The 18,886-nt window shown below is 56.5% G+C and carries 14 protein-coding genes; 9 read left to right on the top strand and 5 right to left on the bottom strand.

Annotation, left to right across the window (positions count from 1 at the left end):
* The first annotated feature begins 127 nt into the window (after positions 1 to 127).
* A complete protein-coding gene (hrpA, locus tag INT84_RS06250) occupies positions 128 to 4,030 on the top strand; it encodes an ATP-dependent RNA helicase HrpA (RefSeq protein WP_194206129.1) in 3,903 nt (1,300 codons plus the stop codon).
* 64 nt (positions 4,031 to 4,094) lie between these two features.
* Here hrpA and INT84_RS06245 read toward each other — a convergent pair whose 3' ends face one another.
* Genes INT84_RS06245 through INT84_RS06235 form a run of 3 tightly spaced genes read right to left on the bottom strand, consistent with a single transcriptional unit; the run spans position 4,095 to position 8,225 of the window.
* Positions 4,095 to 5,474: an efflux transporter outer membrane subunit gene (locus tag INT84_RS06245; protein ID WP_194206058.1), complete on the bottom strand. Its 1,380-nt coding sequence runs from the start codon at positions 5,472 to 5,474 to the stop codon at positions 4,095 to 4,097.
* The gene (locus tag INT84_RS06240) at positions 5,471 to 6,553 is read right to left on the bottom strand and encodes an HlyD family secretion protein (protein WP_194206057.1); all 1,083 of its coding nucleotides are present in this window, start codon (positions 6,551 to 6,553) and stop codon (positions 5,471 to 5,473) included. The genes INT84_RS06245 and INT84_RS06240 overlap by 4 nt, the downstream gene beginning before the upstream one ends.
* Positions 6,554 to 6,572: 19 nt before the next feature.
* Positions 6,573 to 8,225 (bottom strand): MFS transporter, encoded by a 1,653-nt coding sequence (locus INT84_RS06235; protein WP_370529633.1) that lies wholly within the window; start codon positions 8,223 to 8,225, stop codon positions 6,573 to 6,575.
* A gap of 205 nt (positions 8,226 to 8,430) precedes the next feature.
* Between INT84_RS06235 and INT84_RS06230 the strand changes: the two genes are divergently transcribed.
* Positions 8,431 to 9,219 (top strand): YdcF family protein, encoded by a 789-nt coding sequence (locus tag INT84_RS06230; RefSeq protein WP_228065828.1) that lies wholly within the window; start codon positions 8,431 to 8,433, stop codon positions 9,217 to 9,219.
* A gap of 163 nt (positions 9,220 to 9,382) precedes the next feature.
* Entirely contained in the window at positions 9,383 to 10,822 is a 1,440-nt protein-coding gene (aldA, locus tag INT84_RS06225; RefSeq protein ID WP_194206056.1) for an aldehyde dehydrogenase, read from the top strand.
* Between the two features lie 179 nt (positions 10,823 to 11,001).
* On the opposite strand, the gene INT84_RS06220 is transcribed toward aldA, so the two are convergent.
* The gene (locus INT84_RS06220; RefSeq protein WP_194206055.1) at positions 11,002 to 11,934 is read right to left on the bottom strand and encodes an alpha/beta hydrolase; all 933 of its coding nucleotides are present in this window, start codon (positions 11,932 to 11,934) and stop codon (positions 11,002 to 11,004) included.
* A 189-nt stretch (positions 11,935 to 12,123) separates the two neighbouring features.
* Here INT84_RS06220 and cybB point away from each other — a divergent pair, with 189 nt between their 5' ends.
* The 3 genes from cybB (at position 12,124) to INT84_RS06205 (ending at position 14,441) form a co-directional block, all read left to right on the top strand.
* Positions 12,124 to 12,654, top strand: a complete 531-nt coding sequence (gene cybB / locus INT84_RS06215) for a cytochrome b561 (RefSeq protein ID WP_194206054.1) — start codon at positions 12,124 to 12,126, stop codon at positions 12,652 to 12,654.
* Positions 12,655 to 12,830: 176 nt separating this feature from the next.
* Entirely contained in the window at positions 12,831 to 14,132 is a 1,302-nt protein-coding gene (locus INT84_RS06210) for an MFS transporter (RefSeq protein WP_194206053.1), read from the top strand.
* A gap of 108 nt (positions 14,133 to 14,240) precedes the next feature.
* Complete coding sequence (locus tag INT84_RS06205) at positions 14,241 to 14,441, top strand: hypothetical protein (RefSeq protein WP_176920220.1); 201 nt, start codon at positions 14,241 to 14,243, stop codon at positions 14,439 to 14,441.
* 3 nt (positions 14,442 to 14,444) lie between these two features.
* On the opposite strand, the gene INT84_RS06200 is transcribed toward INT84_RS06205, so the two are convergent.
* Positions 14,445 to 15,122, bottom strand: a complete 678-nt coding sequence (locus INT84_RS06200) for an SOS response-associated peptidase (protein ID WP_194206052.1) — start codon at positions 15,120 to 15,122, stop codon at positions 14,445 to 14,447.
* Positions 15,123 to 15,239: 117 nt separating this feature from the next.
* On the opposite strand from INT84_RS06200, the gene INT84_RS06195 reads away from it, so the two are divergent.
* The 3 genes from INT84_RS06195 to INT84_RS06185 all read left to right on the top strand — a co-directional run bounded on the left by INT84_RS06195 (position 15,240) and on the right by INT84_RS06185 (position 18,507).
* Positions 15,240 to 15,515, top strand: coding sequence for a metal/formaldehyde-sensitive transcriptional repressor (locus INT84_RS06195; protein ID WP_176920216.1), 276 nt, complete (start codon positions 15,240 to 15,242; stop codon positions 15,513 to 15,515).
* A 32-nt stretch (positions 15,516 to 15,547) separates the two neighbouring features.
* Positions 15,548 to 16,666 (top strand): S-(hydroxymethyl)glutathione dehydrogenase/class III alcohol dehydrogenase, encoded by a 1,119-nt coding sequence (locus INT84_RS06190; RefSeq protein WP_194206051.1) that lies wholly within the window; start codon positions 15,548 to 15,550, stop codon positions 16,664 to 16,666.
* 152 nt (positions 16,667 to 16,818) lie between these two features.
* Positions 16,819 to 18,507 (top strand): methyl-accepting chemotaxis protein, encoded by a 1,689-nt coding sequence (locus tag INT84_RS06185; RefSeq protein ID WP_194206050.1) that lies wholly within the window; start codon positions 16,819 to 16,821, stop codon positions 18,505 to 18,507.
* The last annotated feature ends 379 nt before the right edge of the window (positions 18,508 to 18,886 follow it).

Raw genomic sequence — 18,886 nt, 5'->3', positions numbered from 1 at the left:
TGAAAGCGCAATATATCGAATTCTATATTCGATTTTTTTGAATAAGGCGGTCAAAGCGCCAGTGTGTTACGCTATAGCCATCATAAAAGTAAATTTTCCCTGGGGCATTTTAATGCCCAATAATACGATGACAGAACAACAGAAATTGACTCCTGCGCACCTGCATCAGCAGCTTGACGAGCTGATGCTGCGCGACAAACAGCGCTTCGCGAAACGGCTTCACGGCGCGAAGAAGGTTAAAAATCCTGAATCTCAGCAAGGCATTCTGACGGCGCTGGCGGGCGAGATAGAACAGGCGGCGGGGAAAGTTGCGCGGCGCGTTGCGGTACGTCCGCCGATAACCTACCCGGAAAATCTGCCCGTCAGCCAGAAAAAACAGGCCATTCTTGAGGCCGTGCGCGATCACCAGGTCGTGATTGTCGCTGGCGAGACCGGCTCCGGTAAAACGACCCAACTGCCGAAAATCTGCATGGAACTGGGGCGCGGTGTTAAGGGCCTGATTGGTCACACCCAGCCTCGTCGTCTGGCGGCGCGCACCGTTGCCAACCGTATTGCCGAAGAGTTGCAAACCGAGCCGGGCGGCTGCGTCGGCTATAAAGTCCGCTTCAGCGATCACGTCAGCGATAACACGATGGTTAAGCTGATGACCGACGGTATTTTGCTGGCGGAGATCCAGCAGGACCGGCTGCTGATGCAGTACGACACCATCATTATTGATGAAGCGCACGAACGCAGCCTGAATATCGATTTTCTGCTCGGCTACCTGCGCGAGCTGTTGCCGCGTCGTCCGGACCTGAAGATCATCATCACCTCGGCAACCATCGATCCGGAACGTTTCTCGCGCCACTTTAATAATGCGCCGATCATTGAAGTTTCCGGGCGCACCTATCCGGTGGAAGTACGTTATCGCCCGATTGTGGAAGAGGCGGACGATACCGAACGCGACCAGCTCCAGGCTATCTTCGACGCGGTGGACGAGCTGGGGCGTGAAAGTGCGGGCGACATCCTGATCTTTATGAGCGGTGAGCGCGAAATCCGTGATACCGCTGATGCACTGAACAAACTCAACCTGCGCCATACCGAGGTGCTGCCGCTGTATGCCCGCCTGTCGAATAGCGAGCAGAACCGCGTCTTTCAGCCGCACGGCGGACGGCGCATTGTGCTGGCGACCAACGTGGCGGAAACCTCGCTGACGGTGCCGGGTATTAAATACGTTATCGATCCCGGTACGGCGCGTATCAGTCGTTACAGTTTCCGCACCAAAGTCCAGCGCCTGCCGATTGAGCCAGTATCGCAGGCGTCTGCCAACCAGCGTAAAGGGCGTTGCGGCCGCGTGTCGGAGGGGATCTGCATCCGTCTTTATTCGGAAGACGATTTCCTGTCACGCCCGGAATTTACCGATCCGGAGATCCTGCGTACCAACCTGGCGTCCGTTATCCTGCAAATGACCGCGCTGGGATTAGGTGATATCGCCGCGTTCCCTTTTGTGGAAGCGCCGGATAAACGTAATATTCAGGATGGCGTGCGCCTGCTGGAAGAGTTGGGGGCGATCACCACCGACGAGCAACAAACGGCCTATAAGCTGACGGCCCAGGGTCGTCAGCTATCGCAGCTGCCAGTCGATCCGCGCCTGGCACGAATGGTGCTGGAAGCGCAAAAACACGGCTGCGTGCGCGAAGCGATGATCATCACTTCCGCGCTGTCCATTCAGGATCCGCGCGAGCGTCCGATGGACAAACAGCAGGCGTCCGACGAGAAACATCGCCGCTTCCACGATAAAGAATCTGATTTCCTCGCGTTTGTGAACCTGTGGAACTACCTCGGCGAGCAGCAGAAGGCGCTCTCCTCGAATGCCTTCCGCCGTCTGTGCCGCACCGATTATCTTAACTATCTGCGCGTGCGTGAGTGGCAGGATATTTATACCCAGCTGCGCCAGGTGGTGAAAGAACTGGGCATTCCGGTGAACAGCGAGCCTGCGGAATACCGCGAAATTCATATTGCGCTGCTGACAGGTTTACTCTCGCATATCGGCATGAAAGACGCTGACAAGCAGGAATATACCGGCGCACGCAACGCGCGTTTTTCAATTTTCCCCGGTTCCGGCTTATTCAAAAAGCCGCCTAAATGGACGATGGTCGCCGAGCTGGTGGAAACCAGCCGCCTGTGGGGACGCATCGCCGCGCGGATCGATCCAGAATGGGTAGAGCCGGTGGCGCAGCATCTGTTGAAACGCTCGTACAGCGAACCGCACTGGGAGCGGGCGCAGGGCGCGGTAATGGCGACGGAAAAAGTCACCGTCTACGGCTTGCCCATTGTTGCCGCGCGAAAAGTGAACTACAGCCAGATTGACCCGGCGCTGTGCCGTGAGTTGTTCATACGTCATGCGCTGGTGGAAGGCGACTGGCAGACGCGTCACGCCTTCTTCCGTGAGAACCTGAAGCTGCGTGCCGAAGTGGAAGAGCTGGAGCATAAATCCCGTCGCCGCGACATTCTGGTCGATGACGAAACGCTGTTTGAATTTTACGACCAGCGCATTGGCGTGGATGTTATTTCCGCCCGCCATTTCGACAACTGGTGGAAAAAGGTCAGCCGCGAGACGCCGGACCTGCTCAACTTTGAAAAAAGTATGCTGATCAAAGAGGGCGCAGAGTCGATCAGCAAGCTCGATTATCCGAACTTCTGGCACCAGGGCAATCTCAAACTGCGCCTGAGCTACCAGTTCGAACCGGGGGCTGATGCGGACGGTGTCACTGTCCACATTCCGCTACCGTTGCTGAACCAGGTCGAAGAAGCCGGTTTCGAATGGCAGATCCCCGGCCTGCGCCGTGAGCTGGTGATTGCGCTGATTAAATCGTTACCGAAACCCGTTCGCCGCAATTTCGTGCCTGCGCCCAACTATGCCGAGGCGTTTCTGGGCCGCGTGACGGCGCTGGAGTTGCCGCTGCTGGAGGCGCTGGAGCGCGAACTGCGGCGGATGACCGGCAACACCATCGACCGTGACGACTGGCACTGGGATCAGGTACCCGATCATCTTAAAATCACTTACCGTGTGGTGGATGACAAAAACAAAAAACTGCTCGAAGGCCGCGATTTAACGGCGCTGAAAGAGAGTCTGAAAGGCAAAGTCCAGGAGACGCTTTCGGCAGTAGCGGACGATGGCATCGAACAAAGCGGCCTGCATATCTGGAGCTTTGGTACTCTCGCGGAAAGCTACGAGCAGAAGCGCGGCAACTATAAAGTGAAAGCGTGGCCTGCGCTGGTGGATGAGCGCGATAGCGTGGCGATCAAACTGTTCGACAACCCGCTGGAACAGCAGCAGGCAATGTGGCGCGGGCTGCGGCGTTTACTGCTTCTCAATATCCCGTCGCCGATCAAATATCTGCATGAAAAGCTGCCGAATAAAGCCAAACTGGGACTCTATTTTAACCCGTATGGCAAAGTGCTGGATCTGATCGACGACTGCATCTCCTGCGGTGTCGATAAACTGATCCATGAAGCCGGTGGTCCGGTGTGGACCGAAGAGGGCTTTGCCGTATTGCATGAAAAAGTCCGCGCCGAACTGAACGACACCGTCGTGGAGATCGCCAAACAAGTCGAGCAAATCCTTACCGCCGTGTTTACCATCAACAAACGGCTTAAAGGCCGGGTAGACATGACTATGGCGCTCGGGCTATCGGACATCAAAGCGCAGATGAACGGGCTGGTGTATCGCGGTTTTGTTACCGGCAACGGCTTTAAACGTCTCGGCGATACGCTGCGTTACTTACAGGCGATTGAAAAACGGCTGGAGAAACTGGCGGTCGATCCGCATCGCGACCGTGCACAAATGCTGAAAGTGGAGCAGGTCCAGCAGGCGTGGCAACAGTGGCTGAATAAACTGCCGCCCGCGCGTCGTGAAGATGAAGACGTGAAAGAGATCCGCTGGATGATCGAAGAACTGCGGGTGAGCTACTTCGCTCAGCAACTGGGCACGCCGTACCCGATATCCGATAAGCGTATTTTACAGGCGATGGAGCAGATTAGCGGATAACATTCCCTGTTAATGTGCTATGCCTTTAAACCCGGTTTGCGTAAAAGCTGCCGGGTTTATGCTTTCACCCCTCGTTCCATCCCCCACCCAGCGCCCGGTACAAATCAATCTGCGCCTGTAATACGCTGTTTTTCACCTGCACCACATTCAGCTGGGTTGAAAACAGCGTGCGCTGGGCATCCAGCTCATCAAGATAGGAAGAATAACCGTTGCGATAGCGGTTCTGCGCGATGCGTAATGTCTCCTGCGCCACGGCTTCCTGGCCTTCCAGCTCCTGTAACTGCTCCTGTAAACGGCGGATGGCATCCAGACTGTCGTTCACCTCTTTAAAGGCGTTACGCACCGTACTCTCGTAGCTGTACAGCGCCTGGTTGCGCTGTGACATTGAAACATCTACCTGCGCATTTAGCGCCTGACGGTTCAGCAGGGGCGCGAGAATACTGCCGCCGATACTCCAGAGCTGGAGCGGGTTATCAAGCAGGCCGGGCAGGGTGCGATCCTGCACCGAGCCGGTGGCGGTCAGATTGAGGGACGGTAGTAGTTGCGCGCGCGACGCGGCCAGCGTGGCATCGGCGGCGATAAGCTGGCGCTCGGCCTGGACAATGTCCGGACGCCTGTTTAACAGCGTTGACGGTAGCTGGGAAGGAAGCGTAAGCGGCGTCAATTGATCGAACGCGCCGCCGCGCCCGACGCTCTGCGGATTTTGGCCCAGCAACAGGCTGAGGGCATTCTCCTGCTCTGTGATTTGATGACGAATTTGTGGCACCTGCGCGCGGGTGGCGCGCAGTTCGGAATCGGCCTGCATCAGTTCGAGACGCGAACTGTAGCCCGTCTCAAACTGACGCTGGGCGAGGCGAAATGACGCTTCACGCGCTTCCAGCGTGGCCTGTGTCACTTTTAACTGCTCATCAAGCGACAGGAGCGTCACGTAGCCACTCGCCACCGACGCCGCAACGGTCAGGTCTGCGGCAGCGGCGGCGGCCTTTTGCGCTTCCAGCCCGGCCTCGGCGGCCTCGGTGGCGCTGCGATTTGCTCCCCAGATATCAACATCGTAACTGGCCGTCAGGTTGCCTTTGTATAACGTGCTGTAAACCGGTAGCCCGGTCGCGGCAGACTGCGAGCGGGCACGCGTGCCGCTCAGTCCTGCGTCCAGGGTAGGGAAAAGATCGCCCTGGGTGGCATAAACTTGCGCCTGATACTCGTTAATCCGTTCGCGGGCAATCAGCACATCGCTGTTATAGTGCAGCGCCCGATCGACATAGCGATTCAGGGCGCTGTCGTGAAAGTTACGCCACCAGACCCCTTCAACCGGACTTGTCGGACCGATGTCCTGACGCCACTGCGGCGGGATATGCAGCGAGGGTTTGGCGGGTTTGACGTCAACCGACTGGCAGGCGACAAGCAGTAATGATGCCAGCAGCAGGGCAAGGGAATGCCGTCTCATTGCTGCTCCTCGCGAGTATCAATCGTGACCTGCACCGACATGCCCGGTCGCAGATGCGCGATCTCTTCAGGCTGGCCTAACACTTCAATACGTACCGGAATACGCTGGGCGATTTTGACGAAGTTACCGGTCGCGTTATCCGGAGAAATGGCACTGAACTCGACGCCGGTTGCCGGAGAGATACTTTGCACCCGGCCCTTAAAGCTGCGGTTATTGAGTGCGTCAACGCTAAAACGCACCGGCTGACCAATACGGATCTCTGCCAGTTGGGTCTCTTTCACATTGGCAATAACCCAGTGTTGCGCGGGAACCAGCGAAGTCAGATGGGTGCCCGCGGCAACGTAGGCCCCGAGGCGCACGGCAATTTGTCCGAGCTGACCATCCTGAGGGGCGATTATCCGCGTATTTTGCAGATCGATTTGCGCCAGTTCGAGCGCGGCTTTCGCATTTTCAACATCGGCTTCCAGCGAGGCGCGATTCACGATGGTGGTTTGCAGATCCTGGCGAGACATCTCAAGCGTGGCCTGGGCCTGTGCAATGTCAGCGTTACCCTGGGCCGCGCTGGCGAGCGCCGCATCGCGTTCGCGAATCGACAGAGAACCATCGGCGGTCAAATCCTTCACCCGGCGTAAATCCGCCTGCGTTTTCTGGCTTTGCGCACGGGCATTTTGCAGCGCCGCCTGATTACGGGCGATAACCGCTTCCGCGCTTTTACGCTGCTGGAGATTGTTGTTAAGGGCGGCGATTTTCATATCCAGCTGCGCCTGCGCCTGGTGAACACGCTGCTTATAGATGCGGTCATCAATCTGCATCAGCACGTCGCCGCGCTTCACCTGCACAAAATCCTGCACTTTTACCGCAGTGATATAACCGTTAACCTGTGGGCTAATAAACGTCGTCTGTCCGCGCACGTAGGCGTTATCGGTGAATTGCGTATGGCGGGTGAACGGCGGCAACTGCCAGGCGTACAGGATCGCCAGGACCCCGACGATAGCAATCGCGGCGGCGGCAAAAATAGAGACTACACGCACGTTGCTGCGCGTATTCGCCCGCTCTTTGGCGGCGTCCTGCTGACTCATAACCTCTCCTGAAATAGCATTATTTTGTTCCCGTTGCCCGTTTTAGGCCGATCCGCGCCGTAATGCGCAGGCGCAGCAATCGCCAGAAAATCCATAGCATCGTTGCAGCCGCCACTGACGCGGTTAATAAGTAAGTATCGTTATACGCCAGAATATTTGCTTCCAGCGTAGAGGCATTTTGTAATTGCAGGTTAGCCTGAACGCTAAGCAAATTGCTGTCGCCAATCAGGCTCTTATACATCTGGCTGTATAGTTGAAGACGTTCGTTAACCAGCGGATTCAGGGTGGTTAACTGGTCGGCGAGCAGACTGGAGTGATATTTTTCGCGCCAGGTCTGAAACGTCCCGAGAATAGCGGAACCGAGCAGGCCGCCGATGTTCTGACTCATCCCGAAAAGCACGGAGAAACTGACCAGATTGCGGGGTTCAGCGACTACGCCACCGATGCCGGCCAGCATGGCAGGGGCGAGAAAAAAAGCGCTGCTAAAGCCCAGTAAAAACTGACTGAAGAGTAACTGGTTGGGGCGCGTCAGGCTGGTGGAATGGCTGTCCAGCCAGGAGGCGATGATCATCAGCGCCAGCGAGGTCAGGATCGGCCACGCCAGCCGCTGCGGTTTGATCGTCAGGCAACTGGCGATGATGCCACAAACTATCCCGGCAAAAATCGACCATGCCAGCGAGGTCATCTGTTCGTTTTGCAGACCGACATACTGAAGCCAGCCGATCACCCCGGTGTTCTGTTCCGCCAGTACAATGCGGATCAACAGCATAATCAGCCCGAGGCGTAAAATACTGCCGCTCGAGAGCCAGCGCGTATTCAGCAGCGGGTTTTGCCGGTTATGCTCGAACACAATAGCGGAGACAATCAGCACCAGCGAGCCTGCCAGCGCCCAGCCGATCCACGGTGTTTCAAACCACCATTCCAGCCGACCGAGCGAGAGTACCGCGCAGAGCAATGCCATGCCGGGGGCCAGGAGGATAAAGGTCAGAAAATCTTTCTTCTCAAAGACTTTTTTGCGATCGCCGGGCGGAAGTTTGAGTAAGATCACGCAGGCCAGCGAAATCATCGCCAGTCCCAGTTCGAAAAAATAGAGACCGCGCCACTCGTCCAGTTGCAACAGGTCGCTGGAAAAAAGGCGCGCCAGCGGGATCGCCAGCGAGGAGCCGGTAATCCCAATCGTCAGGGCCTTAAGGCGATGACGCGCGGGCCAGGCCTGAATCTGATAGTAAATCCCCAGTGAGCTTAGCGCTGCCGCCACCATTCCGTGCGCAGCACGCACCATCATCGCCGAACTGAGATCGTTGACGAACAGGTGAAAAAAGGTCACCAGCACGTAAAGCACCAGAAATCCTTCAGTAAACGCGCGCAGGCCATACTGCTGGCGAAATTTCACCAGCAGCAGGTTGATGGACACATTGGTCATCACGTATACGGTAGGGAGCCAGGCGATCTCCGTCGACCACGCGGCAAAGGTGCCCTGCAAATTTTGCAGGTTGGCAGTGACGACCGCATTACCCAGTGCCCCGGTCAGGCAGACCAGCAGGCCAACAATGCCATAAGCGATGCGTTTTGGCGTACTGTGCAACGGCGTCGACGGCGAGCCGAGCAGCATAGGCTTTTCATGAGGTGCCCATTCGCGCGGCGCGTAGGGATCACGTCCTGGCAGGCGCATAATGATTTTCCACCTTATATAACAGTATCTTCAGCACCCGGCATTCGAGTGTACAACCGGTATGATTCATAATTCAAGTGAATGAAAATATAGACCAGCGGCGCGGGAACGCGGAAAGGATTACACTGCGGCTTTAAGATAGATCCGCTGTGAAGGCGCGTGACAGATGTTACGCTCCAGGGAGTCAAATCAAGGAGTAATAAGAATGACAGGTATTTTTCCACAACTGCCCGCTGCCACCCTTCAGGCGGCAAATCTGCTGGGGCAATGGCTGGCGCAGAATGAGTCTGTCGACGGGGCTGTTGATCTGGTGGTGCTGGCGGGGAACGCGGTTATCCCCAGTATTGATGCGGCCTGCGAAGTGGCTGCGGCCAAATCGTGTCCCTTATTGATCAGCGGCGGTATCGGCCATTCGACGACCTTTCTCTACGCCGCCATTGCCCGCCATCCGCGCTATAACAAAGTGCAAACCACCGGGCGCTCAGAGGCTGAGATTCTGGCGGAGATCGCCCGGCAGTTCTGGGACATCCCTGCTGAACGGGTGTTGATAGAGAGCAAATCCACGAACTGCGGTGAAAATGCGCACTTTACCCGTCAGATGCTTGATGTTACTGGCCTGGCGCACGCCAATACCGTGGTGGTGCAGGACCCCACGATGCAGCGTCGAACCATGGCGACATTTGCGCATGAGTTTCGCGACCGTAAAACGCCGCCGCGCCTGATGAGTTATCCCGGGATCGTGCCGCAATTGCATAATAGCGAGAAGGGTCTGGCGCTGATGGATAGCCAACGAGGTCTGTGGCCGGTCGAGCGTTATCTGTCGCTGATCCTCGGCGAGATCCCACGCCTGCGTGATGATGCGCAGGGGTACGGCCCTAATGGAAAAGGATTCATCAGTCACGTCACTATTCCGGCGGAAGTTGAACACGCCTGGCATACCCTTAAAGATGATGAATTACTGATTGATGCGCTCAAAACCCGTTCGCTGATGTAATGCGCTGCCCGTTGCCGTACCAGCGGGCACATCTGTTTCATTTCGCTCACTTTTATGCGTCATCTCACATAATCGGCCTTTGACAGTAGGAATTCCCGCCTGCGATTGTATTGTTTTAACAATGCGTTTACTTGTTGAAAACAATATAATCACAGGAGCAGACATGACAGCACCAGTGCAGCACGGAATGTATATCGATGGTCAGTTCGTAAGCTGGCAGGGCGATAACTGGATCGACGTCATCAATCCGGCAACCGAAGCGCTGCTATCGCGTATTCCGGATGGTAGTGCTCAGCAGGCGCGAGAGGCCATTGATGCGGCGCATCGGGCGCAGCCAGGCTGGGAGGCGTTACCGGCCATTGAACGTGCGGGCTGGTTGAAAAAAATTGCGGCGGGTATTCGTGAGCGAGCCAGTGAGATTAGCGCGCTGATCGTTGCGGAAGGCGGCAAAATCCAGCAGCTTGCCGAAGTAGAAGTCTCTTTTACCGCTGACTATATCGACTATATGGCCGAGTGGGCGCGCCGCTACGAAGGTGAGATCCTGCAAAGCGATCGTCCCGGCGAAAATATCCTCGTTTTCAAACGCGCGTTGGGCGTCACCACCGGCATCCTGCCGTGGAACTTCCCGTTTTTCCTGATCGCCCGTAAGCTGGCTCCGGCGCTCATTACCGGCAACACTATCGTTATCAAACCCAGCGAGTTTACGCCGAATAATGCCATCGCCTTTGCCGAAATCGTCCATGAGATTGGTCTGCCGAAAGGGGTCTTCAACCTGGTGCTGGGGCGCGGTGAAACGGTCGGTCAGGAACTGGCGGGCAACCCGAAAGTGGCTATGGTCAGCATGACCGGAAGCGTAGGGGCCGGGGAAAAAATCATGGCTGCCGCCGCGAAAAACATTACTAAAGTCTGCCTGGAGCTCGGCGGCAAGGCTCCGGCTATCGTGATGGACGATGCCGATCTGGATCTGGCGGTAAAAGCGATTGTTGATTCGCGGGTGATCAATACCGGGCAGGTGTGTAACTGCGCCGAGCGGGTGTATGTGCAGAAAGGGATTTACGATCGCTTTGTGAACCGGCTTGGCGAGGCGCTGAAAGCGGTGGAATATGGCGATCCGGGCCAGCGTAGCGATATTGCGATGGGGCCGTTAATTAATGCCGCCGCGCTGGAGCGCGTGGAGCAGAAAGTCGCCCGCGCGGTGGAAGAAGGCGCGAAAGTGGTTCTCGGCGGTAAGGCTGCGGAAGGCAAGGGCTACTTCTATCCGCCGACGCTGTTGCTGGATGTGCATCAGAAAATGGCGATTGTTCATGAAGAGACCTTTGGTCCGGTGCTGCCGGTTATCGCGTTTGATACCCTTGAAGAGGCGCTGGCGATGGCCAACGACAGCGATTATGGCCTGACATCGGCGGTGTATACCCAGAACCTGAATACGGCGATGAAAGCGATTAAGGGGCTGAAGTTCGGCGAAACTTACATTAACCGCGAGAACTTTGAAGCCATGCAGGGTTTCCACGCCGGCTGGCGCAAATCGGGGATTGGCGGAGCCGATGGTCGTCACGGGCTGGAAGAGTATCTGCAAACGCAGGTGGTGTATTTGCAGTCCTGACGGGGGATTGACGGCACTCCCGTGCCGCTCTGCCCGGTGGCGCTGCGCTTACCGGGCCTACGGGGTGGATGAAACGCGATCTTGTGGGAAAGCTAACCGTTTGTAAATACTATAATAAATTCCATCCCACAGGCCGGGTAAGGCGAAGCCGCCACCCGGCATTACCCGCCGGGCCGCGCTCACTGCAAAAATTTACTTTTAATCCAGCTCATCATCAGTTCAGGCCACACCGATACTGGTAGCCCCTGCGCATCGCGGATACCGAATCCGTGCTTACCCTGTTCAAACAAATGCATCTCCACCGGCACGCCGTGCTGGCGCAGTGCGGTAAACATCACCACGCTGTTTTCCACTTTCACCGTCGGATCGTCAACCGCGTGGAGCAAAAAGGTTGGCGGCGTCTGGCTGTCGACCCGTTGTTCCAGGGAGTAATGTGCGATCTGCGCGGCGTCCGGTTGTGTGCCGATCAATGCCTGACGCGATGCCGGATGGTCAATCTCGTCGCGCATAGTGATCACCGGATAAACCAGCGCCATGAACGCCGGACGTGCCGACAGGGTGTCAATCTCATCCAGCGGCGGATAAACCTGTTCCGCAAAGCGCGTACCGAGGCTTGCCGCCACATGTCCTCCGGCAGAAAAACCCAGTACACCGAGACGATCCGCATCCAGTTGCCATTGCGCCGCGCGTGCCCGCAGCGTGCGCATCGCACGCTGCACATCCGCCAGTGGGGCATCGGCGCCTTCAGCGTGACCGTCGTCGGGCATACGGTAGGTCATCACAAACAGCGTATAGCCGCAGGCATTAAAAAACGGAGCCAGCGCACAGCCTTCTTTATCCAGCACCGCGCGTTTGTACGATCCGCCCGGCGTGACCAGAATGCCGATACCGTTCGGCTCGGCAGGGGCATAAACCGTAATTTGCGGGGCGCGAACGCCGGTCACGGAACGATCAAACGCGGAACTGCCCGTGTGATTCTCTTCCAGCACAAACTGGACGCGACTGGTCACCGCGCCGGGTGCCTCGCCCTGAGGCCAGACGGGGAAGGTGCCTGCTTTGCGGGTAGCTTCCGCCATCAACTGCACCAGTTCTTCGGGGGGAATGGACAACATACCGTTTCTCCTGTGAAGGGCAAAAAGAGGTTATAGCACAGCGCGTCATGAAAAATGTTAAGCCAGCCAACAAAGTAAACTGTTGTTTCAAAATCAAACTTTGCGCAGTACGCTGCGCTAAAAGTTAATGAATTTTTAACGAAACCCCGCTATGTTGTTCTTTTATTATGGATATTTCGGGAAAATCTGATGGGTAATAAATATTCCGGCGTGCAAATTGTCATTCACTGGCTGGTGTTTCTGTTAGTTGTGGTGGCGTACTGCGCAATGGAATTTCGCGGTCTGGCTCCGCGAAGCGCCCGGCTGTGGTTTAACATGGTGCATGTCTCCTGCGGCATTTCCGTGCTGGTGCTGATGCTGGCCCGTCTGCTGCTGCGCCTTAAATATAAGACGCCGGCGATTGTGCCTAAGCCCAGACCGATGATGACCGGCATGGCCCATCTGGGACATCTGGTTATTTATCTGCTCTTTATCGTGCTGCCGATCCTCGGCCTGGTGATGATGTATAACCGTGGCCACCCGTGGATGGCGTTTGGCGTGGTGATGCCGTATGCCGCAGAAGCCAATTTTGACGTAGTGGACGTGGTGAAGGATTACCATATTTTGTTGGCAAAACTGGGCTACTGGGTGATCGGCCTTCACGCACTGGCCGCACTGTTGCATCACTATTTCTGGAAAGACAATACGTTACTGCGCATGATGCCCAAAAAACGCAGCTGATAATGTTGCTTCTTGCCCCGCTATGGCGGGGCTTTTTTTGCGGTCAAAAATGTGATCGACGCGGTTTTTCTGCGCGGCATCTTTGCGGACGGTCACATTTTAATGCCTTTCTTCTGTGCATATAATCGCCGGTCGGTGTAAAAGTATATCTATAATAGAAACACTTTGAGGTGGTGATGACAACAATAACCAAAGATCGCCCGGTACCGGTTGAAAGGAAGCTACGCAAAGTGCTACTCGCGACTGGCGTGGGCCACTTCGTTGAATGGTTTGATTTTGGCCTGTACGGCACGCTGGCGGCGATTATCGGCCTGCAATTTTTCCCCTCGGCCGACCCGGCCGTGGCATTGCTCTCCTCATTCGCCGTTTTCGGCGCGGGTTTTATTATGCGTCCCCTCGGCGGGTTATGGTTTGGCTCGCTGGGAGACCGGGTAGGGCGGCAGAAAGTGCTGGCGACAGTGATCCTGCTCACCTCTGGCGCAACGTTTGCGATGGGATTGTTGCCCTCTTATCACAGCATCGGCATTACCGCGACGATACTGCTGGTCATCACACGTCTTGTCCAGGGCTTCGCCGCTGGCGGCGAAAGTTCGGGGGCGACCACTTATCTGGCGGAATATGCTCCCGTCGCCCGACGCGGTTATTTCACCTGCTGGATCGATAACTTTGGTTTTATGGCCTTTGTCGCCGGATCGGGGCTGGTATTCCTGCTGACGGCCTCGCTCGGGGACGACACCATGAACGACTGGGGGTGGCGCATTCCGTTTTTAATCGCCGGACCGCTGGGCTGGATTGGGCTTTATCTGCGTCAGCATCTGGAAGATTCGCCCGAATATAAAGCGGTGGCCGCGACAGGGAAAACCGAGGCCGCGCCGCTTCGCGCAGCGGTCACGAAAGCGTGGGCTGCACTGCTGTTTTGCGTGGGGTTTGTGGTTCTCAAGGCGGTAGGGCACTGGACGCTGCAAACGTTTATGCCCAGTTATCTGGCGACCGAACTGCATTTTTCCCGCCTGAACGCCTACGCCATTACCACCATCGGACTGTTTGCTATTGCGGTTATGGTGCCGTTTATGGGTTATCTCTCCGACCGCTTTGGCCGCAAGCCACTGATGCTGGCAGGTTGTAGCGGATTTATTCTGTTTAGTTACCCGGCGATGATGGTGATGGCGCAGGGCGATGTGCTCTCCGCTGTTTTCGCCATGTTGATGCTGGGAGCCTTTATTGCCGCCTTCGACGGAGCCTGTAGCGCAGCCATGGCCGAGCTTTTTCCTACCAGCGTCCGCTACGGCGGGCTGTCAATTGCCTATAACTTTGCGGTGGCGTTCTTTGGCGGTATCACGCCGTGGTTCTCCGTATGGCTGATCGCAACCACTGGCGATAAGTTTTCTCCGGCCTGGTATGTGATGGGGGCGGCGCTGATCACGCTCCTGACGGTGCTGCGTGCGAAAGAGACCGCCGGTCTGCCGCTTAAAAGGTAATGCCCCGGCGGGCGGCGATCCGAAGCGGGAGCTGGAAAATTTCTCTTTATCAGTCACACTTACTGTAACCGGTCTCTGTTTATCCCGATTGATTTATAGAGAGGAATTATGAATAAATTTTTTATCGCTGGCCTGTTATTCACCCTGGCGGGTTGCTCGCACACCACTTATACGGAAGCCACGCGTTCTGATAATCAGACAGCGGCAGAGCATGCCGCCCCCGCGCCCGGCACGAAAATCACCTCGGCAGCAGGCGGATGCGTTGACTCAACCGGCGCACCGGCTTCCTGCCCAACGCCTGGGATGTAGTGGTTAACGCTCATCAAGCGGTGTGATTAAATCGCTGCGTTGATTATGTACGTTACCGACAGCCCGCGTGACAGGATGCCAGATAAAGGCATCCGCTGGCACTGCGCCCTCAGCGGCTATTGCTTCGGCCTCTTTACCGCCGACGTCCTGCCGCATCCATTCACGCGCGGCTTCCGGTACCAGAACCAACGGTCTGCGATCGTGAATATCAATTAGCCCACGGTCGGCTGCCGCCGTCACGATTAAAAAACCTTCCGCTTCATCACCGCGCTCAAAGGGCGTGCTGCCGATCGCCGCCATTAAAATGGGCTCGCCGTCCGCGCGGTGAATAAAATACGGCTGCTTCACATCGCCTTCGCGCTTCCACTCAAACCAGCCGTCGGCGAACACTATCGCCCGTCCGTGTTGCCATAACGGTTTAAACATTCTGCTGGCGGCGGCCGTTTCAACACGGGCATTGATCAGAGGCGGTTTATCCCACCACCCCGGCGCATATCCCCACAGCACCGGATCGAGGTAAACCTGTTCGTCGCGCTCGCTTAACAGCAAAACCTTCGTCCCCGGTGCCACGTTGTAGCGCCCAATCGGTTCAGGATCGTAAGGGATGTTGAACGCCTCCTTTTTACCGAACAGCGCGAGATAGTCTTCACGGTTTTTTGATTGCGCAAAACGCCCACACATAGCCATTCTCCCGTCGACAGCCTGTTGAGAGTATAGAGCATGGGAAAGGGGGTGGGGTTTGCAAGACAGTTATCTCGCTGTTACTATACCCTCCTATAGTATAACCCCGGAGTTTTCATGCCGCAGTCACCCGAAGATAAAAAACGCGCATTAACCCGCGTCCGGCGCATTCGTGGTCAGGTCGATGCGCTGGAAAGGGCGCTGGAGTCAGGCGAACCCTGCATTGCCATCCTGCAACAGATCGCGGCTATTCGTGGGGCCGCAAATGGGCTGATGGGCGAGATGGTCGAAATTCACCTTAAAGACGAGCTGGTCAGCGGCGAGACAACGCCCGATCAGCGCGCGGTGCGAATGGCGGAAGTCGGCCATTTACTCCGTTCGTATCTAAAATAAATGATTAACATCGCAACAGGGGAAGAAAGAATATGAAATCACGTGCAGCAGTGGCCTTTGGCCCGGGCCAGCCTTTAAAAATCGTCGATATTGATGTCGCGCCGCCGAAAAAAGGCGAAGTGCTGGTCAAAATTACCCACACCGGCGTATGCCATACCGATGCCTTTACCCTCTCCGGCGACGATCCGGAGGGCGTTTTCCCGGCGGTGCTCGGTCATGAAGGCGGCGGCATTGTGGTTGAAGTAGGTGAGGGAGTGACCAGCCTGAAGGCGGGCGATCACGTGATCCCGCTGTATACCGCAGAGTGCGGCGAATGTAAGTTCTGTAAATCGGGCAAAACCAACCTCTGCCAGGCGGTCCGCGCCACGCAGGGCAAAGGGTTGATGCCGGATGGCACCACCCGTTTCTCTTATAATGGTGAGCCGATTTATCACTATATGGGAACCAGTACCTTTAGCGAGTACACGGTCTGCGCCGAGATTTCGCTGGCGAAAGTGAATCCGCAGGCTCCGCTGGATAAAGTCTGTCTGCTGGGCTGTGGCGTGACCACCGGTATCGGTGCGGTACATAACACGGCGAAAGTGAAAGAGGGCGATACCGTTGCCATTTTCGGTCTCGGCGGTATTGGTCTTGCCGCGATCCAGGGCGCGGTGCAGGCGAAGGCGGGACGCATTCTTGCCATCGACACTAACCCGGAGAAGTTCAAGCTGGCAAAAGAGATGGGTGCCACCGATTGCATCAACCCGAAAGATCACGACCGGCCGATTCAGGACGTTATCGTTGAACTCACCGACGGTGGCGTTGATTTCAGCTTTGAATGTATCGGTAACGTCAACGTTATGCGCGCTGCGCTGGAATGTTGCCATAAAGGCTGGGGCGAAAGCGTGATTATCGGCGTCGCCGGTGCCGGTCAGGAGATCAGTACCCGCCCGTTCCAGCTGGTGACAGGCCGCGTATGGCGCGGTTCGGCATTCGGCGGGGTGAAAGGGCGCTCGCAGTTGCCCGGCATGGTGGAAGATGCGATGGCGGGTAAAATTAAGCTCGATCCGTTCATTACTCACCGCCTGCCGCTGGCGCAGATCAATGACGCCTTCGACCTGATGCATGAAGGCAAATCCATCCGTACCGTTATCCATTTCGGCGATAACTGATTCATCTGCCAGCGGTTCCCGCCGCTGGCACTCCCCTCAATGTTGTGAAGTGTGAGCCAGGTATCGCTTTTCGCGGTAAGTAATTGCGCTTAAATGCCGATGACTATCAGACGGGCGTGTTTGTACGCTTCTTTCAATGAGAGTCGATAGCCATGGACAATAAAACAGCGCTGCAACCTGCGCACAAGCTGAGTTTTTTACACCATATCCGTCTGGTTCCTCTGTTTTCGACCATTCTCGGCGGCATTTTGCTGTTATTCGCGCTAAGTGCGGGACTGGCCGGCTATTTTTTAATGCAGGCCGACCACGATCAGAAAGATGTCACCGAAGAGATCCAGGTCCGTATGGGGCTTTCCAACAGTGCGAACCACCTGCGCACCGCGCGTATCAATCTGATCCATGCCGGAGCAGCCAGCCGTATTGCCGAAATGGATGCGATGAAGGCGAACATTGCCGAAGCAGAAAAACGTATTAAACAATCGCAGGACGGTTTTGCCGTTTATATGAATCGCACGATCAAAACGCCTGCGGATGAAGCGCTGGATGCCCCGCTGAATGCCAGCTTTGCCGCCTATATTAAAGGCATGCAGCCGATGCTCAAATTTGCAAAAAACGGCATGTTTGAAGCCATTATTAATCACGAAAATGAACAGGCACGTCCGCTGGATAACGCCTATAACGAGGTGCTGTTAAAAGCGATCCAGTTAAGAACCGAGCGGGCGAATAGCTTGCGGGAGCAGGCGCATCATCGCAGCCAGCTGGGCATGGTATTTATGGCAGCCGCGTTTGCTATCGCGCTGGTATTAACGCTGCTGACCTTTATCGTGTTACGCCGCACGGTGATCTCGCCCTTACAGCGCGCCGCGCAGCGTATTGAGAATATCGCCGCTGGCGATCTGACGCTGGCCGATGAAGTGACTGGCCGCAGCGAAATTGGCCATTTAAGCCGCGATTTACAAAAAATGCAGCATTCGTTGGTGCGCACCGTTGGCACCGTTCGCATGGGCGCAGATGAGATCTACCGTGGCACCAGCGAAATTTCAGCGGGTAACACCGACCTCTCTTCGCGCACCGAGGAGCAGGCGGCAGCGATTGAACAGACTGCCGCCAGCATGGAGCAGCTCACCGCAACAGTGAAACAGAATGCGGATAACGCCCATCATGCCAGCAAACTGGCGGAAGATGCTTCCGGTAAAGCCAGCCGGGGCGGGCAAATTGTCTCCGGCGTGGTCACCACTATGGGCAATATCTCCGCCAGTTCGAAGAAAATCTCTGAGATTACCGCTGTTATCAATAGCATTGCTTTCCAGACCAATATTCTCGCGCTGAACGCGGCGGTGGAAGCGGCGCGCGCTGGTGAACAGGGCCGTGGGTTTGCGGTCGTCGCCAGTGAAGTCCGGACCCTTGCCAGCCGCAGTGCGCAGGCGGCGAAAGAGATTGAAGGGTTGATTAGCGAATCCGTCACCCTGATCGAGCGCGGCTCCGGTGAAGTGGTTGCCGCAGGTGGCACGATGAAAGAAATCGTCGAGGCAGTGAAACGCGTGACGGACATTATGCTCGAAATCGCTGCCGCCTCGGATGAGCAAAGCCGGGGAATAACCCAGGTTAGCCAGGCGATCAGCGAAATGGACAACGTAACGCAGCAAAACGCCTCGCTGGTGGAGGAAGCTTCCGCATCCGCCGCCTCCCTGGAAGAGCAGGCCGCTCGCCTGACGGAAGCCGTCGGGGCTTTCCGCCTGCAAACCGGTACCACTGAGCGCCGCGTGCCAGCGGTGCAAACGCCGGTGTTGGCTACGCAGAGACCAGCGGTCGTGTCCGGGGATAACTGGGAGACGTTTTAACCAGGCCGGTTGTGGTCACGTAAAAAACGCCGGGGGGCCGGCGTTGCAGAATGATGACAAAACAGGTTTTGCTATTTACCCGCCGTTTTGCCGGATGGCGCTTCGCTTACCCGGCCTACGTTTCATTGGAGGCGCGGGATCACTGCGGCGTGAATTTTACCCGTAGGCCCGCGCAAGCGACAGCGCCGCCGGGCAGGCAGCCAACAGCGGCCTCTGTGTGGTAACGTGCCGGGTGGCGCTTCGCTTACCCAGCCTACGCTTTATTGGCTGGGTGGGATCGCTGCGGCGTGAATTTTACCCGTAGGCCCGCGCAAGCGACAGCGCCGCCGGGCAGGCAGCCAAAAGCGGCCTCTGTGTGGTAACGTTGCCGGGTGGCGGC

Source organism: Superficieibacter sp. 1612_C1, assembly GCF_015234305.1.
Classification (GTDB): Bacteria; Pseudomonadota; Gammaproteobacteria; order Enterobacterales; family Enterobacteriaceae; genus Superficieibacter.
Note: the sequence above shows the minus strand (reverse complement) of the source record. Positions and strands in the feature narration are given on the sequence as shown.

Excerpts from the sequence above, each read along its gene's own strand:
- INT84_RS06245 (WP_194206058.1), bottom strand. The coding sequence starts at position 5,474 with ATGAGACGGCATTCCCTTGCCCTGCTGCTGGCATCATTACTGCTTGTC.
- INT84_RS06190 (WP_194206051.1), top strand. The coding sequence starts at position 15,548 with ATGAAATCACGTGCAGCAGTGGCCTTTGGCCCGGGCCAGCCTTTAAAA.
- INT84_RS06205 (WP_176920220.1), top strand. The coding sequence starts at position 14,241 with ATGAATAAATTTTTTATCGCTGGCCTGTTATTCACCCTGGCGGGTTGC.
- INT84_RS06235 (WP_370529633.1), bottom strand. The coding sequence starts at position 8,225 with ATGCGCCTGCCAGGACGTGATCCCTACGCGCCGCGCGAATGGGCACCT.
- INT84_RS06210 (WP_194206053.1), top strand. The coding sequence starts at position 12,831 with ATGACAACAATAACCAAAGATCGCCCGGTACCGGTTGAAAGGAAGCTA.
- INT84_RS06240 (WP_194206057.1), bottom strand. The coding sequence starts at position 6,553 with ATGAGTCAGCAGGACGCCGCCAAAGAGCGGGCGAATACGCGCAGCAAC.
- cybB (WP_194206054.1), top strand. The coding sequence starts at position 12,124 with ATGGGTAATAAATATTCCGGCGTGCAAATTGTCATTCACTGGCTGGTG.
- aldA (WP_194206056.1), top strand. The coding sequence starts at position 9,383 with ATGACAGCACCAGTGCAGCACGGAATGTATATCGATGGTCAGTTCGTA.
- INT84_RS06195 (WP_176920216.1), top strand. The coding sequence starts at position 15,240 with ATGCCGCAGTCACCCGAAGATAAAAAACGCGCATTAACCCGCGTCCGG.
- INT84_RS06230 (WP_228065828.1), top strand. The coding sequence starts at position 8,431 with ATGACAGGTATTTTTCCACAACTGCCCGCTGCCACCCTTCAGGCGGCA.
- hrpA (WP_194206129.1), top strand. The coding sequence starts at position 128 with ATGACAGAACAACAGAAATTGACTCCTGCGCACCTGCATCAGCAGCTT.
- INT84_RS06200 (WP_194206052.1), bottom strand. The coding sequence starts at position 15,122 with ATGTGTGGGCGTTTTGCGCAATCAAAAAACCGTGAAGACTATCTCGCG.
- INT84_RS06220 (WP_194206055.1), bottom strand. The coding sequence starts at position 11,934 with ATGTTGTCCATTCCCCCCGAAGAACTGGTGCAGTTGATGGCGGAAGCT.
- INT84_RS06185 (WP_194206050.1), top strand. The coding sequence starts at position 16,819 with ATGGACAATAAAACAGCGCTGCAACCTGCGCACAAGCTGAGTTTTTTA.